General features: G+C 73.7%; 17 protein-coding genes. 5 read left to right on the forward strand and 12 right to left on the reverse strand.

All coding sequences use genetic code 11. From position 1 onward, the window contains the following. Positions 1 to 4 precede the first annotated feature (4 nt). The gene (locus ACIQI7_RS21375; protein ID WP_401112284.1) at positions 5 to 1,006 is read right to left on the reverse strand and encodes an NAD-dependent epimerase/dehydratase family protein; all 1,002 of its coding nucleotides are present in this window, start codon (positions 1,004 to 1,006) and stop codon (positions 5 to 7) included. 118 nt (positions 1,007 to 1,124) lie between these two features. Here ACIQI7_RS21375 and ACIQI7_RS21380 point away from each other — a divergent pair, with 118 nt between their 5' ends. After that, a complete protein-coding gene (locus ACIQI7_RS21380; protein ID WP_401112287.1) occupies positions 1,125 to 2,273 on the forward strand; it encodes an MFS transporter in 1,149 nt (382 codons plus the stop codon). Positions 2,274 to 2,720: 447 nt separating this feature from the next. On the opposite strand, the gene ACIQI7_RS21385 is transcribed toward ACIQI7_RS21380, so the two are convergent. From ACIQI7_RS21385 to ACIQI7_RS21420, 8 genes are all read right to left on the reverse strand, one after another. Beyond that, a complete protein-coding gene (locus ACIQI7_RS21385; protein ID WP_401112289.1) occupies positions 2,721 to 3,335 on the reverse strand; it encodes a DUF3159 domain-containing protein in 615 nt (204 codons plus the stop codon). Then, the gene (locus tag ACIQI7_RS21390; RefSeq protein WP_401112292.1) at positions 3,332 to 3,658 is read right to left on the reverse strand and encodes a hypothetical protein; all 327 of its coding nucleotides are present in this window, start codon (positions 3,656 to 3,658) and stop codon (positions 3,332 to 3,334) included. The genes ACIQI7_RS21385 and ACIQI7_RS21390 overlap by 4 nt, the downstream gene beginning before the upstream one ends. Before the next feature lie 46 nt (positions 3,659 to 3,704). Beyond that, entirely contained in the window at positions 3,705 to 4,385 is a 681-nt protein-coding gene (locus tag ACIQI7_RS21395) for a DJ-1/PfpI family protein (protein WP_401112294.1), read from the reverse strand. A gap of 206 nt (positions 4,386 to 4,591) precedes the next feature. Next, a complete protein-coding gene (locus ACIQI7_RS21400; protein ID WP_401112297.1) occupies positions 4,592 to 5,545 on the reverse strand; it encodes a GlxA family transcriptional regulator in 954 nt (317 codons plus the stop codon). Between the two features lie 433 nt (positions 5,546 to 5,978). Next, positions 5,979 to 6,239 (reverse strand): GlsB/YeaQ/YmgE family stress response membrane protein, encoded by a 261-nt coding sequence (locus ACIQI7_RS21405; protein ID WP_401112300.1) that lies wholly within the window; start codon positions 6,237 to 6,239, stop codon positions 5,979 to 5,981. A 251-nt stretch (positions 6,240 to 6,490) separates the two neighbouring features. Further along, complete coding sequence (locus ACIQI7_RS21410) at positions 6,491 to 6,655, reverse strand: hypothetical protein (protein ID WP_401112302.1); 165 nt, start codon at positions 6,653 to 6,655, stop codon at positions 6,491 to 6,493. Positions 6,656 to 6,757: 102 nt separating this feature from the next. Next, entirely contained in the window at positions 6,758 to 7,162 is a 405-nt protein-coding gene (locus ACIQI7_RS21415; protein WP_401112303.1) for a DoxX family protein, read from the reverse strand. A 366-nt stretch (positions 7,163 to 7,528) separates the two neighbouring features. After that, positions 7,529 to 8,233 (reverse strand): metal-dependent hydrolase, encoded by a 705-nt coding sequence (locus ACIQI7_RS21420; RefSeq protein WP_401112305.1) that lies wholly within the window; start codon positions 8,231 to 8,233, stop codon positions 7,529 to 7,531. Between the two features lie 319 nt (positions 8,234 to 8,552). Between ACIQI7_RS21420 and ACIQI7_RS21425 the strand changes: the two genes are divergently transcribed. After that, on the forward strand, positions 8,553 to 8,678 hold the full coding sequence (locus ACIQI7_RS21425; RefSeq protein ID WP_401112308.1) for a hypothetical protein: 126 nt from the start codon (positions 8,553 to 8,555) through the stop codon (positions 8,676 to 8,678). A gap of 252 nt (positions 8,679 to 8,930) precedes the next feature. On the opposite strand, the gene ACIQI7_RS21430 is transcribed toward ACIQI7_RS21425, so the two are convergent. Further along, positions 8,931 to 9,602, reverse strand: coding sequence for a TetR/AcrR family transcriptional regulator (locus ACIQI7_RS21430; RefSeq protein ID WP_401112311.1), 672 nt, complete (start codon positions 9,600 to 9,602; stop codon positions 8,931 to 8,933). Positions 9,603 to 9,735: 133 nt separating this feature from the next. Between ACIQI7_RS21430 and ACIQI7_RS21435 the strand changes: the two genes are divergently transcribed. Together ACIQI7_RS21435 and ACIQI7_RS21440 are read left to right on the forward strand one after the other, a co-directional pair. Next, the gene (locus tag ACIQI7_RS21435; RefSeq protein ID WP_401112314.1) at positions 9,736 to 10,296 is read left to right on the forward strand and encodes a dihydrofolate reductase family protein; all 561 of its coding nucleotides are present in this window, start codon (positions 9,736 to 9,738) and stop codon (positions 10,294 to 10,296) included. A 161-nt stretch (positions 10,297 to 10,457) separates the two neighbouring features. Further along, positions 10,458 to 11,030 (forward strand): dihydrofolate reductase family protein, encoded by a 573-nt coding sequence (locus tag ACIQI7_RS21440; RefSeq protein ID WP_401112316.1) that lies wholly within the window; start codon positions 10,458 to 10,460, stop codon positions 11,028 to 11,030. A 285-nt stretch (positions 11,031 to 11,315) separates the two neighbouring features. Here ACIQI7_RS21440 and ACIQI7_RS21445 read toward each other — a convergent pair whose 3' ends face one another. Continuing rightward, positions 11,316 to 11,654: a hypothetical protein gene (locus tag ACIQI7_RS21445; RefSeq protein ID WP_401112317.1), complete on the reverse strand. Its 339-nt coding sequence runs from the start codon at positions 11,652 to 11,654 to the stop codon at positions 11,316 to 11,318. Positions 11,655 to 11,957: 303 nt separating this feature from the next. Here ACIQI7_RS21445 and ACIQI7_RS21450 point away from each other — a divergent pair, with 303 nt between their 5' ends. Further along, positions 11,958 to 12,164 (forward strand): hypothetical protein, encoded by a 207-nt coding sequence (locus ACIQI7_RS21450; RefSeq protein ID WP_401112320.1) that lies wholly within the window; start codon positions 11,958 to 11,960, stop codon positions 12,162 to 12,164. A gap of 442 nt (positions 12,165 to 12,606) precedes the next feature. Here the strand turns inward: ACIQI7_RS21450 and ACIQI7_RS21455 are convergent, their stop codons facing one another. Next, a complete protein-coding gene (locus ACIQI7_RS21455) occupies positions 12,607 to 13,434 on the reverse strand; it encodes a PhzF family phenazine biosynthesis protein (protein WP_401112322.1) in 828 nt (275 codons plus the stop codon). Between the last annotated feature and the right edge of the window lie 219 nt (positions 13,435 to 13,653).

Consider the following 13,653-nt stretch of genomic DNA (forward strand, 5'->3'; position numbering starts at 1 on the left):
GGGCTCAGGAGTCGGCGAACTGACGGTAGTACAGGACCGTCCGTTCCAGGTCCGACGCCCTGAACTCGGGGTGCCAGCCCAGCACGTCCCAGCCCTCGCCCTTCGCGACCAGGTCGGCGCCGCGCGTCTCGCCCTTGCGCATCGGCAGGTACTCGATGCCCGCCCGGGAGCCCGTGATCTCCAGGACCATCCGGGCGACCTCGTTCACCGTGAAGGAGACACCGGTGCCGCCGTCGAAGACCTCGCGGCCACCGAAGCCGAGCGCCTCGACGAGCATCCGCCCGAGGTCCGCCGAGTGCACCAGGTCGACGGTCTGCTCGCCGTCCCCCCAGACCGGGATCGGCCGCCCGCTCCACGCCCGTACGGCGAAGGTGGGCACGATCTTCTGCACCCCGTAGTGCTTCTGCCCCTCGCCGAAGGCGTTGAAGGCGCGCACGTGGCTGACCGGCACGTCGAAGTTCGCGTGCCACGCGTAGGAGAGGTTCTGCGCGCACTGCTTGGTGGTCTGGTAGACGTTCTGCCACACCTGCGGCATGGTGATGCCGACGAATCCCGCACCGTTCGCGCGGCACGCCTCCAGCACGCGGTAGGTGCCCTTGATGTTGACGTCGATGGCGTCCTCGACGGACGAGAAGAGCTCCTCGGTGCCGAGGATCCCCGCCAGGTGGATCACTCCGTCGACGCCCGCGAGCGCGGGCCCGAGTTTGTCCTCCAGCAGATCCACCCCCGAACTTCGGTCGACGGAAACGGCCTCGTGGCCCTGTTCCCGCAGATACCGAACGGCATATCGGCCGATGAACCCGTCGCCCCCGGTCACCGCATAGCGCATGTCATTCCTCCGCCCTCGACATGGAAAAGCACGGGTGCCTCGCATTATCTTTATGGCAGACGGCGGGCGGCCCGGAAAGGGGACACGAGGCCGCCGAGCCGTCACACAAAAGGGACGTTTCGACCGGAAGGCAGACGGATGAGGTGGGTGGATCGTCCCGGTTGGCCCCATCGGCATCCGTACGGCCCGTGACGCACATCACGGGCGGCGTCCGTTTGACGTCACGCACCCCCAGCCGCCACCAGACCCGCTGGGATTCCCCCGCACCATCCGCCCCAGACCGGCAGGAGCCACCGTGCGCGCAGGTGCCAAAAGGGCCGAAGGATATGTTCCGGCCCTTTTCCTCCTCTTCCTCGTGGGAATTTCCCAATCCAGTACGGGGCCGCTGCTCCCCCTCTTCGAAAAGCATTACACGTCCGGCGCGGCGAACGTCCCGTACCTGATCACCGCCTATTTCGCGGGCTGCCTGGCGGCCATGGTGATCGCCTCGGCCGTCCGGTCCGCCGGCCGCCGGACGCTCCCGGCCGCCACCCTCGGCTACGCCGCGGGCTGTGCCGGGGTCTTCCTCTCCGGGAACCTCGCCGTCGGCCTCGCCGGCTGCGTGCTCGCGGGGTTCGGGGCGGGCAACGTCGTCCTCACGGTGAACGACGTCTTCGCCCGTCAGGACGACGGCGTGGGGATGGTCAACCTCCTCAACGGGGTGTTCGCCCTGGGCACCGTCGTCGGCCCCCTGCTGGCCGGAGCCTCCCTGGAGTGGGGCCGGCCCTACGGGTTCCTCGTGGTGGCCGTGGGCGCCGCCCTCTGCCTGCGGGTGTCCAGGGTCGCCGCGTGGAGGACCCGCGAGGAGGGCCCCGACGGGCACCCGGCCCGGTCCCTCGGCAGGAACGCGCTGGCGGGCTTCCTGCTGCTCTACCTGGGATACGGAGGACTGGAGACCGGGATCGGCGCGTGGGCCGCCAAGGGCATCCAGAGCCAGGGGCACACGGCGGCCGCGGCGGCGGTCATCGTCGCGGTCTTCTGGGGCGCCACCGCCGTCTCGAAGTTCGGCGCGGCGGCCCTGGCCCGCAGGGCCACCACGGCGGGCCTGGTCGTCACCGGCCTCGCCGGCACCAGCGCCGCCCTCGTCGTCGCGTCCCTGCCGCACGGCGCGGTCGCCGGGTACCTGCTCGCCGGACTGGCGCTGGGACCGGTCTTCCCCACCGGCCTCGCCTGGCTCGCCCGACGCGGCGGGGACCGCCGGTCGGTGGGGCTGGCCATCTCCTCGTCGATGACCGGCAGCATCCTCTTCCCGGCGGCGATCGGCTGGTTCGTGGCGTACGACGTGCGGGCCATCCCGTGGGGGCTCGCCCTCGTCGGGGCCTGCGCCGCGCTCGCGGCCGTCACGGTACACCGCACCGCCACCGTCGCCCGCCCCACGGCGGCCGGCGCCGACGCGGCCGGCTGACGCCCCGGCTCACGCGGCGGCCCGGCCCACCCCGCCGGGCCACCCCGCCGGGCCACCCCGCCGGGCCCCGACGCGCTGGAAATCCTGCGGGGCGGGCACCGGGAAGCCGACCCGAAAGCACGACCTCGGGTTCCTGGTGGCCCCCAGGCCGCTCGTCACCCGCGGATGACCGGGGAGACGGCCTCTGCGCACCGGGGCCGGGCAGGGGGCCGTACCCCCGGGGCCCGTACGGCTCCCCCTCCGCGTGCGCCTCGGCCCGGCCCCCGCCGACAGGCGGTTCCGGGCCGGGCCGACCGCCCTGCTGGACGGGCTCGGCCCCCTGACCGACTCCCCTGACCCACTCCTCGGATCGGACGTCGGCACCCTGCGCACGACCACCGACAACCCGGACGTGGCTCCGGGCTCCTCGGCGAGCGGCACCCCGCAGGGCGCTGACGGTCCACCGGTTCAGCGAGTGCGGCCTCCGGCGCCGGCGGCGTCCCGCTCACGGGTGACCGCCCTGCGGGCCAGCAGGAGGGACAGCGCCGTGACGCCGGCCCACAGCGGCCCCATGAGGAGGTGCAGGAGCCCCAGCCAGGCCACATCGCTCCAGCGGTACAGTGCCACCTGCGCGGCCAGGCTCGCGAAGCTCACCAGCGCGATCACCACGGTCGACACCGCGTAGAAGCGGTGCAGCGCACGGTCGGCGCGCCACCCGGGCGGGCCGCCCACCACCTTGTTCGCGACCGAGCCGGCCAGCGGGCGGTCGGCCACGAGGGACAGCAGGCAGGCCGCCGTCGCCGCGGCCGGCACCGCCATCGGGAGCAGGAAGAACCCCCGCGCCTGACCTGTCCAGAGGGCCACGCCGGCGCATGCCGTGGCCAGCAGGGCGCCGAGGACCGCGTGCCGCACGTGCCGGCGCTCGCGCAGCCGCCACCCGAGGAGCGCGACGGCGGTCACCGCCGCGGCGACGGAAGCGGCGCGCGGGCCGCCGGTCCCGTTCGCGGCCAGGAACACCAGTGTCGGGGTCCCGGCCACCGCCGCGGCGGTGGCCGCCGTCCTGGCGCGCGGCGGGGTCGTCACGCCGGCTCGGCTTCGTCGTCGCGGCGGCGTCGGCCGGTGACCTTCGAGGACGGCAGGCGACCTGCCGTGGAGGTCCCGGTGAGCGTGTCACCGTCGACGGTGACGGTGAAGGTCAGGTCGAGGCGCACGGGCCTGGTGACGGACTGCTTCCAGGTCAGCCGGTCACCGTCGAGGACGATGTCCCGCAGCGGCAGGACCTCGCCCGCACTGCGGGCGGTGCCGACCAACTCCCCTTCCTCGGAGCGTAGTTCGACGACGGGTCGAACCCGCCCGATGGGCGTGGCGATGGTCAGGTCCCAGACGCCCTGGATTCGGGTGGACATGAAATGCCCCTTTCTCACTCGTCATGTGCGGATGGACGCGGAGCGTTCAGAAGCCGGCGGGCACGGGACCGCCGGGGCGCCAGGTGGTGCCGCGGCGCTCGTGGGCGAACAACTCCTCGACGGCGTGGGCGATCCGCGGGCCCACTTCACGCTCCAGCAGGTACAGGCCGAGGTCGAGTCCGGAGGTGACCCCGGCGGCGGTGACCAGGTCGCCGTCGTCGACCACGCGGGCGCGCACGGCGTGGACACCGGTCGCGTCGAGGAGGCCCAGGCCCAGGTGGTGGGTCGTCGCGTGGCGGCCCTGGAGCAGCCCCGCCATGGCCAGGACGAGCGCGCCGCCGCAGACCGTCGCCACGGTGATCCGCGCGTCCTCCATGGCGGCCTTGAGCAGCGCCGGCAGCTCGGTGTCCAGCGTACGAGCCAGCAGGGCCGCGACGGTGCCCTGCTGCTCCCCGTCGTCACCGGGGTCCGCGCCGTCGTCCGGATCGCCGAGGCGCCCGGAAGCGCCGGGCACGAGGACGACACCGGGACGACAGGGGTCGAGGAGGCCGGTGCTGCGCAGCGACAGGCCGCCGGTGCCGCTGACCACCTCCCGCGGGCCCTCGGCACTGACCAGCTCCACCCCGACCGCGCCCCCGGAGGCGGTTGCGCCGGCGTGGAGGACTTCGAACGGTGCGATGGCGTCGAGCGGGTCGAACCCGTCGAACAGCACGATCTGGACGTGCACGTGAGCGCCTTTCATCGGGCGGGAAGCCGGTGGTCACCGGCTTCGCCTCGATGCTAGGAGCGCGTGCGCACGGCGCAGAGGGGCCCGAATGACACGTTCCGACGGGATCTCGCCAGGAGCGCGCGCCGGCGCCCGGTGCTGGTCCCCGACCGCGTCCGGGCACCGCGTCGGTACGGCTGCGGCGCCCCAGCGGCGCCCACGGCCCCTCAGTTGCGCTCGCGGCTGCGGAAGGCGGCGCGGTAGCCGTGCGGGGTGGTGCCGGCAACCCGCTTGAAGCGCTCGCGGAAGGCGGTCGGGGAACCGAACCCGGCCTGGTCGGCTATCCGCTCGACCGTGTGGTCGGTGTTCTCCAGGAGGAACTGCGCCCGCCGGATCCGGGCCCGCAGCAACCACTGCAGCGGCGTGGTGCCGGTCTGTTCACGGAACCTGCGGCTGAAGGTGCGCCCGCTCATGCCGCTGCGCCGGGCCATGAGGTCGAGCGTCAGCTCCTCGTCGAGGTGGTCCTCCAACCAGGCGAGCACCGGTTCGAGCGAGGAGCCGCGCGGGACCGGTGGCTGGGGATGGACGATGAACTGCGCCTGGCCCCCTTCGCGTTCCAGCGGGGTGACGGCCAGCCGGGCCGCGTCGGCGGCCACCGCGGAGCCGAAGTCGCGGCGGACCATGTGCAGGCACAGGTCGAGCCCTGCCGAGGCGCCTGCGGAGGTGAGCAGTTGCCCGTTGTCGACGTAGAGGACGTCGGGGCGCACCTCGACGGCGGGGAAGCGCCGGGCCAGCTCGGCGGCGGCGACCCAGTGGGTGGTCGCCGCCAGTCCGTCGAGCAGTCCGGTCAGCGCGAGGTCGAAGGCGCCCGCGCAGATCGAGGCGATCCTGGTGCCCCGGGCCGCCGCCACGCGCAACGCTTCCAGCACTTCCCCGTCCGGCGGGGGCGCGTCCTGCGCACGACCGGGAACGATCACGGTCTCGGCGTCGGCCAGCCCCTCCAGACCCCAGGGGGCGGTGATCACGAATCCCGCGGCCGGGATCTGCGCCCCCGGTCCGCACACGCGCACCCGGTAGGGGTGGCGCCCGTCCGGCAGCCGGACCCGGGTGAACACCTCCAGGGGCGTGGCGAGGTCGAACGGGATCACCTGGTCGAGTGCCAGGACCGCGACGGTGTGCACGACGACTCCTCAACTACGGACGGGACCACGACGGATGCCCTTGCTCCACGGTCCGCGACGGCATGGTCAAAGGATCGGCGGAGTCGGGGCCGGGGCAAAACCGGATGATCACCGGCTCCGCACGGTCAATCCGCGTTGTCGTGGCGGAGCGCCGGAACTCCCGGCGTTTCCTCGACCGCTGGGAGGCAGTCCTCACGCGGCGCGAGTCCGCGGCCGCCGCGGCCGCCGCGCAGCTCGCCGCGCCCGCCGCCCGCCGCACCGCCAACACCTGTACCCGCGCCGACTGCCCACGGGCCGCCCGCCGTTGCCCGGTGGGCGGCCCGGCCTCGACGGCGCGATCGGTACGCATGGGGGCCCGGCCGCTGCCTCCGGGTGGCGGGGCGGCCGGGCCCACATGACCGTTAGCGGGGCCCCGAGGGGCCCGGGCGGTGGCTCAGCGGTGCCGTGCCACGTAGGCGGGCGTCACCACGGCGATCAGTACGGCCGCCACGCCGATCTGCAGCAGGTGCCGGATCCAGTCGATTCCGCCGGTGTGCCGCACGCCGAAGTAGGAGGCCGCGGCGTTGCCGAGTACCGCCCCGACCGCTCCGACGAGGACGGTCAGCCACAGCGGCACGGGCTGACGGCCCGGCACCACCAGCTTCGCCAGCAGACCCACCACCAGGCCCGCGACCAGGGCCCACAGGATCGTCATGGTCTTCTTCCTCTCGTTCGATCCGACCTTTCCGCGACGCCCGCCGTGTGCCCCGATGCCGGGCGTTCATGCCGGTGACGCGGGGGCCGGACCTGCCGGGCCTCGTGCGCGGGACCTCGACCCGCGGGCGCTCGCCGTGCGGGACCCGTGCCACCGGGCGGCGTCCGGGTGCGGTGGCCAGGGAGCAGCCGACGGCCGCCCGGTCGTGGGCAAATCCACGGCCGGGCGGCCGAGTTCGGGTGGCGACCCCGTCACGGGCCCCACGGCCGGGCGTGGCGGGGGCGGTGCACGGCGGGTTCGCCGCGGACCACGGCCGCCCGTGGGCGGCGGTGGCGGCGGGGGAGCGAGGGAGCGGTGGCGGTCAGGATCGCCGCGAGTGCGGGGGGAACGAGCAACAGCACCATGGCCAGGGTCATCGACGCCTCCCGGGTTCTGGATCGTGACTCCCCGTCTGCCCCGCCCGGTCGGGCTCATGTCAGCGCCGACGACGTGACGTGACGGGCCCCGTACGCACCCGGTCAGCGCCGGAGGCCGAGCAGCTCGGCCGTCTCGGCGCGCCGGGTCCAGGCGATGACGGCCAGCGGCACCATGAAGAGGAACGGCGTCCCGGCGTTCTGCCCGTGCATGGCGGTGAGCTGGGTGACGAACGCGAACACCAGGAAGACGATGAGCGCCGTCGCGGCCGGCCCGGCCAGCCGCCCGACCAGCAGGCCGATCGCCCCGGCGAGCTCCACCAGTCCGGTCAGGTACATGAACCACGGGCCCCAGCCGATGGCGTCGAAGACGGTCGTGGCGGCGGGGAGCGCGAGCAGCTTGGGCAGCGCGCTGGCCAGGGCGAAGAAGAGCGCGAGCAGGATCCGCAGCGTCCAGACCGTCCGGAGGGCGGTCCGGCTGGACTTCACGGCGGTGGCGGCACTGGACATGGCTGGTCTCCCGGGGCGGTTGTCGTCGCTTTCCCAGATCTGACCGCCGAGACCACCGGAACTCATCGGTCCGGTGAGAGGAAATTCTTTTCTGCGGGCAGGTGGCGCCCCGGGGGTGCTGCTCGGACGGCCCGGCGGCCGGCCGGTGCCCCTGACGGCACGGTGCCCGGCCGCAGGCGGGCCGGCCGAGCCGGGGCCGGGGAACCCGCACCCGCGGAGCGTGCCCCGCGGGTGCGGGTGCGGGTGCGGGGTCAGTTCCCCGGATGGCCACGCTGATCACGGGCACGATGGATCGACGCCCAGGCATCCGCGCCCGACGACCGCGGGTGCGGGGGAGACGTGGAACGGGACGGCGCCGGGTGCCGCTCACCCCAGGGCGAACAGGGGGGCGAAAGCGGCGAACCAGAGGGCCACGAACGTGGCGACGGTCATCAGGGGCACGAGGAACCGGGTCTCCAGCCTGCTGCCGGTCCGCCGTATCAGCACGAGTTCGAAGCGCTTGCGGTACGGCCAGAGCAGAGGCACCCCGCGACGGGTCAGGCAGTCGCCGAGCAGATGGGTCAGAGCGCCCAGACAGACCGCGTACGGAAGCCAGAGCGTGATGTCGGGGAACCAGGCGGCCACCGTGGCCGTCCCGACACCTGTCAGGCCGACGGCGGTCACCCACGCCGTCAGGCCGTGCCCGGGCGGGTGCAGGTGCAGGGCCCGCGCCGCGAGGGCGAGGAGAACGAAGGTCAGGGTGAGGGCGAAGGGGCGGCCGAGGCGGGTCACACCCAGCCACGTGCCCCAGCCCGCCACCGCGACGAACGCGAGGGAGTGCGTGGCGTGGCGGTGGCCGCCGCACAGCCAGGACACCAGGCGGCACAGTCCCTTCGACAGCGGCCCCAGCAGATGGGCGGGTGTCGCGTCGTGGTGGTCCAGGTCGGGAAGCAGCGAGGCCCCGGCGCACAGCAGCGTCCCGATCAGGACCTCACTCGGCCGCGGTGCCACACCGAACAGTGCCTCCGGCAGGAACGGCGCCGTCGCCGCGAAGACGAGTGCCCCGCTGACCGCGTGTGACTGGCCCATCATGACGCCCCGTACCCCCGTTTCCCTCCGCTTCCTCGGACGGCCCCGCCCGGCGGCACCGGGTCGCACGGCGATCCGTCTGCTACCCCGACTTCCCCCTCCCACTCCGCCCGCCCGGCGCCGGGCCGCCTCGACCGCGTCCCGCGCGAGGGGGCCCACCACGGCGACCACTCCGCCGGCCACCGACACCCGGCCGCCGAGCACCATCGAGGCCGGCATCATGCGGGCCGGCGACCGGGCTCCCCGGTGGAGGTAGGCGACCTCAGCAAGAAGGAGCAGCGCGCCCTGGCGGTCCAGGCGTCCCGCGCCCGGGCAGCGGAGCGTGCCGACCGACCAGGCCGCCGAGGAGTCGGCGAAGGCGCAGGACCGGCTGGTGGCCGACCACGTCGGGGCACCGACCGCCGAGCACTGCCACGCCCGCAACCTCGCCCGATGTCCCCAGCGGTGAGCACGGAACGGACCGGCTGCCGGCACGCGGGCTCGCCCGGGCCGCCGCAGGCCGCCTGCGGTCCGCTGCGCCCCTCCTCGGCCGGCCCGTCCCCAGGGCGGTGACTCGGGGGCCGCCGGCCGGGCGGTGGGCCGTTCAGGCCACAGGGGCCTGCGAAGCGTCGCCAGGGCGGTCGGCCTGCTGGAGCTCCATCTCCGCCCTGAGACTGCCTGACGGGTCGAGGGGGGAGGGTTTCCGCTGGGCCTGGCGGTGTCAGATGCCGCGTTCGATCATGTCGATGACGTGCTGGCCGGCGTCGTTGGCCTGGGTGGGGTGGAGACCGCGGAGGGGGCCGTCGATGAGGAGGACGGCGAGGCCGTGGACGGCGGACCAGGCGAGGAACTCGGCTCCGGGGCGCCGGTCCTCGGGTAGGAGCCCGGCGTCTACGAGGCCGTCGAGGGCGTCGCCGAGCAGCTCGAAGGGTGTCTTGCCGCTGGAGCCCGCGGCGGTGTCGGCGGCGGCGTGGGTCATGTCGCCGGGGACGTGGAAGGCGGCGCGGAACAGGCCGGGCTCCTCCTGGGCGAAGCGAAGGTAGCCGGTGCCGACGGCGCGGAAGCGGGCCCGGGCGGCGGCCGCCGGGTCCTCGTCGGCCGGGAGGGCGGCCTGTTCGGCTTCCATGGTGCGGGCGACCTGGGCCATGGCGGCCTGGGAGACGGCGTGGAGCAGTGCGCCTCGGTCGGCGAAGTGCCGGTAGGCGGCGTTGGGGACGACCCCGGCCTGGCGGGTGGCGGCGCGCAGTACGACGGCCTCCGGGCCGCCCTGGCGGGCGAGTTCGAGGGCGGCCTCGATCAGGGCGTTGCGCAGGTCGCCGTGGCGATAGGTGTCCCGTTTGGGTTTCTCGTTCCCCGGCGCCGCCATGACTGCCGCCTCCAATGTGGACAGCATCCACTTAGTCCGTCTAGGCTCTCGCATGATCACTCGGGGGGGCGCGGATCACTCCGCCCTCCGAATGTGGACATCGTACACAAGGGCGGTCGACGACCGTCCCGACACCTGTCGCCAGGGGGACCCAGTACTCATGGGCAAGATCACGCACTTCGTCCACCAGTCGCTGGACGGCTTCATCGAGGGCCCGAACGGGGAGTTCGACTGGCCCCGCATGGACGGCGAACTGTCCGCCTACTCGCAGGCCCTCACCGACAGCGCCGACGTCTTCCTGTACGGCCGGGTGGTGTGGGAGATGATGTCCGGCTACTGGCCCCGCGCCGAGGAGTTCTCCATCCATGAGCACGACCTCGCCTTCGCGCCCGTCTGGCGCAAGGCCTCGAAGGTGGTCGTCTCCTCGACGCTGACCGAGGCGGACTGGAACACCCGCGTCATCAACACCGACGTCGTCGAGGAACTCACCGCCCTCAAGGACAGCGGCGCCCACCTGCTGCTGTTCGGCGGCTCCGCGCTGGCCGGCTTCCTCACCGAACACCAGCTGATCGACGAGTACCAGATCTTCGTCCACCCCGTCGTACTCGGCGGCGGCAAGCCCGTCTTCACCACCCCGCGGCGGCGGTTCGACCTGGCCCTGACCGAGACCCGGACCTTCGACTCCCAGGTGGTCCTGCTCCGCCACGAACGGGCCCACTAGCCCCGGCGCCCCGACGCCCCGGCGGGCGGTCGAGGACCGATGAGAATCTCCGCAGCCGGCCGTCATGGACGACCACGGCTGGAACACCGCAGCGACGAGTACGACCACAGCGCGCCCGCTGAGCTTTCCTGCATCCAGGCACGAGAACCGAGGAACCACCCATGCGCACCCTGATCAGCACCGCTTTCATCTCGCTCGACGGCGTCGTCGAGGGCCCCGGCGGCGAACCCGGCTACCGCAACTCCGGCTGGACCTTCAAGGACGTCGAGTTCCTCCCCGAGGCGTTCGAGATCAAGGGGCGGGAGCAGGAGGAGGCCACCGCGATGCTGCTCGGCCGCACCAGCTACCAGGCGTTCAGCCAGGTGTGGCCGGACATGGCGGAGTTCGCCCGCTACAAGGCGCTGCCGAAGTACGTCGTCTCCACCACCCTCGCCGACGGCGACCTGGTGTCGAACTGGGGCGAGACCACGGTCCTGCGCTCGCTCGACGAGGTCGCCGCGCTGAAGGGGACCGAGGGCGGCCCGATCATCGTCCACGGCAGCGCCACCCTGAACCACGCCCTCTCGGACGCCGGCCTGATCGACCGCTACCACCTGCTCGTCTTCCCGCTGCTGCTCGGCGCCGGCAAGCGCCTGTTCAGCGCGACGGACAAGGACGCCCAGAAGCTGAAGCCGGTCGAGCACGAGGTGTACGCCAACGGCATCCAGAAGCAGGTCCTCGACGTCGTCCGCTGACGAAGTGCCCCAACCCTCAGCACGCCCACGCACAGGAGAGGCGCCCGGCCGTGGAGACGCGGCCGGAGCAGTCCCGCCGGTGGGTGATGCCCTCGCCGGCCGTGCCGCGGGTGACCGGCGGGGAACCGCCCCGGCATCGCGGGACCTGGGCGGTGATGCCGCCGTCGGGGCGGGACGGGTCCTGGACCTTGTCCGCCGACCACCTGCCCGCCCCGGCCGACCACGCGACCACGCCGTCGCCCCGGCGGCCCTCCAGCAGTGGGGCGAGGGCGCGGTGACGGGCGATCAGTCAGTGACCTCCTCCGCCTCGCCGAGGTCCTCCACCCTCACCGGCCGCAGCCCGTCGAACCACACCCCCACCCCGAACGGCTCGCAGGCCGGCAGCGTCCCCTCCGCGAACCGCAGCATCCAGCCGTCGGCGTAGACGTTCACCTCCGGTGCGTCCAGTCCGGCCTGATCCTCCGTCACATCCCATGCCGTGCAGACGAATCGCCGGGCTTCCTCCACCACCTGGTCCAGGTGCGCCAGCACCTCCCCGAGCAGATCGAGATCCATCGCCCCGACGTCCTCGCCCGCCTCCACCATCACATGGACGTCCACCGCCCACCGCTCCGGCTCGGCCACTCCCCACACCGTCAGCCCACCCGGCCCGTCGCTCACCCGCACCAGCGGCCCCACACCCTGCACCGTCCCCGCCTCCTCGTCGCCCCGCCACCGTACAACCGGGCGACGGCCACGACACGGTGGTGCCGTGGCCGAAAGCCGGCCCCGGGCTCCAAGCCGTCCCGGCCTGGTGCTGGTCGCTGTAGAGCGCTCCAACACAGGCGGCGAGCCTCGGTCCGGCCCTGGTGACCACGGCCGGAGCGCTACCACCGGTGAGAGCGCTCCGGCCTACCCGACCCCGTTCGGCCTGCGAGACTGGTGATCATGACTGACCCTCGCAGGCTCTCCCTGCGCTTCTCCGAGCCCACCGCCGCCGTACCCGCCCAGTCCGGCGGGCGCCGGCTGCTGCCGGTCGAGCAGGGCGCCGACTTCCGCCAGCCACCCGGCGACACCGCGGCCGCGCCCGCACCGGCCCGGCGTCCGCTCGCGCCCGGCGGCCCGACCTTCTCCGACCCGGACCGGCAGTTCTGACCGGCATGACCGTCCCCGCCGTAGGCCCGTGGCCTGCGGCGGTTTCAAATTTCGGCCCTCGGACGAGGGCCCGGAAGCGGAAGTTCCCGCCGCTGGTCCGCGGGTTTCCACCCGCCCTCCACCGCCCGGACGCCCCGGAGGTCGCATAGCGGTGGCAGGCGAGGATCTCATCGGTGGTGATGCCGATGTCGTTGGCGACCCGGGCGAGGACCGCGGCCGGTGCGGCGGACCGGAGTGCGGGCCGGGGCACGCGGTACCTGTCGGGCCGCCGCACCGGCCGGTTCGCCGGGCTGGGACGGAGCTGTCCCAGCCCGTGTCCCAGGTGTCCGTTCCGGGCGTTTCGCCGGGGCGGATCCGGGACGGTCCCAGGCGACGTCGTGGTGCGATTCGGCCCGGTCGATGCCGCCGCCCGGTGCGCCGGCAACGGGGCCCAGGGCCGGCGTCAGACGTGCAGGGCGCCGTCCAAGACCGTGACGGCGTTCCCGGTGAGGTGGACGCGGTCGCCGCGCAGAGCGGTGCGCACCAGGCCGCCGCGTGGGGACGCCTGGAAGCCGGTGAGCTCCTCGCGGCCGAGCCGTGCCGACCAGTACGGGGCGAGCGTGGTGTGGGCGCTGCCGGTTACCGGGTCCTCGGGGATGCCCCTGGCCGGTGCGAAGAAACGGGAGACGAAGTCGTGGCCCGGGCCGATCCCGGTGGCGGGGGCCGTGACGATGACGCCGCGCAGGCCCTCGCGGTTCGTCAGGCCGGCGACGGCGTCGAGGTTCGGCGTGAGGGCCCGGACGGCAGCCTCATCCGGGAAGACCGCGAGCAGGTCGCCAAGGCCGTCGGAGCGGAAGGCGGCCTCGGGGACGGCTCCCAGGGCTTTGTCGAGTCCGTCCGGCATGGGCACCGCGGTGCCGGGGGCCGCCGGGAAGTCGAGCGTGATGGCGCCCTGGGCGTCGGCGTGGGTGACGAGAACGCCGTGGTTCCGGCTCAGGAACCGAACGGCTCCGACAAGGCCCTTCGCGGTGCGTAGCGCGTGCGCGGTGGCGAGCGTGGCGTGGCCGCACAGGTTGCCCTCCACTCGCGGGGTGAACCACCGGATGGCCCAGTCGGCTTCGGCCGAAGCGGGCAGCGGAAGGGCGAACGCAGTCTCGGAGTGGTTCATCTCGGTCGCGATCCGCTGCATCCACGCGGCGTCGGGCCACTGTCCGGCCGGCAGCAGGCACACGGCGGCCGGGTTACCGGAGAAGGGACGGTCGGTGAAGGCGTCGACGACGTAGAGGTGCATGTCGGGGACCGTAGCGGCGCGAGGAGCAGTGCCGCCAAGGCCAATCGGAAGTAGGTGGACTGACGTGCCCTCGGCGCGGAACCGGGGCGAGTGGATCTTCGCGGAGAACCGTCGGGGTTGGGTTGGGGGGGGGGCCCCCCCGGGGGCCCCGCCCAACAAAAAACACCCCCCCCCCCCCCCGAGGCCGGCCCCCCCCGCCGGGGGGGGGAGAGAGGGGCG

It is taken from the genome of Kitasatospora sp. NPDC092039, assembly GCF_044756065.1.
In the GTDB taxonomy this organism is placed as follows: domain Bacteria; phylum Actinomycetota; class Actinomycetes; order Streptomycetales; family Streptomycetaceae; genus Kitasatospora.

Bases quoted from the DNA above. Each gene is read 5' to 3' on its own strand.
- ACIQI7_RS21375 (WP_401112284.1), bottom strand. From the start codon at position 1,006: ATGCCGATGGGGCCAACCGGGACGATCCACCCACCTCATCCGTCTGCC.
- ACIQI7_RS21390 (WP_401112292.1), bottom strand. From the start codon at position 3,658: ATGTCCACCCGAATCCAGGGCGTCTGGGACCTGACCATCGCCACGCCC.
- ACIQI7_RS21405 (WP_401112300.1), bottom strand. From the start codon at position 6,239: ATGACGATCCTGTGGGCCCTGGTCGCGGGCCTGGTGGTGGGTCTGCTG.
- ACIQI7_RS21410 (WP_401112302.1), bottom strand. From the start codon at position 6,655: ATGACCCTGGCCATGGTGCTGTTGCTCGTTCCCCCCGCACTCGCGGCG.
- ACIQI7_RS21415 (WP_401112303.1), bottom strand. From the start codon at position 7,162: ATGTCCAGTGCCGCCACCGCCGTGAAGTCCAGCCGGACCGCCCTCCGG.
- ACIQI7_RS21420 (WP_401112305.1), bottom strand. From the start codon at position 8,233: ATGATGGGCCAGTCACACGCGGTCAGCGGGGCACTCGTCTTCGCGGCG.
- ACIQI7_RS21430 (WP_401112311.1), bottom strand. From the start codon at position 9,602: ATGCTGTCCACATTGGAGGCGGCAGTCATGGCGGCGCCGGGGAACGAG.
- ACIQI7_RS21435 (WP_401112314.1), top strand. From the start codon at position 9,736: ATGGGCAAGATCACGCACTTCGTCCACCAGTCGCTGGACGGCTTCATC.
- ACIQI7_RS21440 (WP_401112316.1), top strand. From the start codon at position 10,458: ATGCGCACCCTGATCAGCACCGCTTTCATCTCGCTCGACGGCGTCGTC.
- ACIQI7_RS21450 (WP_401112320.1), top strand. From the start codon at position 11,958: ATGACTGACCCTCGCAGGCTCTCCCTGCGCTTCTCCGAGCCCACCGCC.
- ACIQI7_RS21455 (WP_401112322.1), bottom strand. From the start codon at position 13,434: ATGCACCTCTACGTCGTCGACGCCTTCACCGACCGTCCCTTCTCCGGT.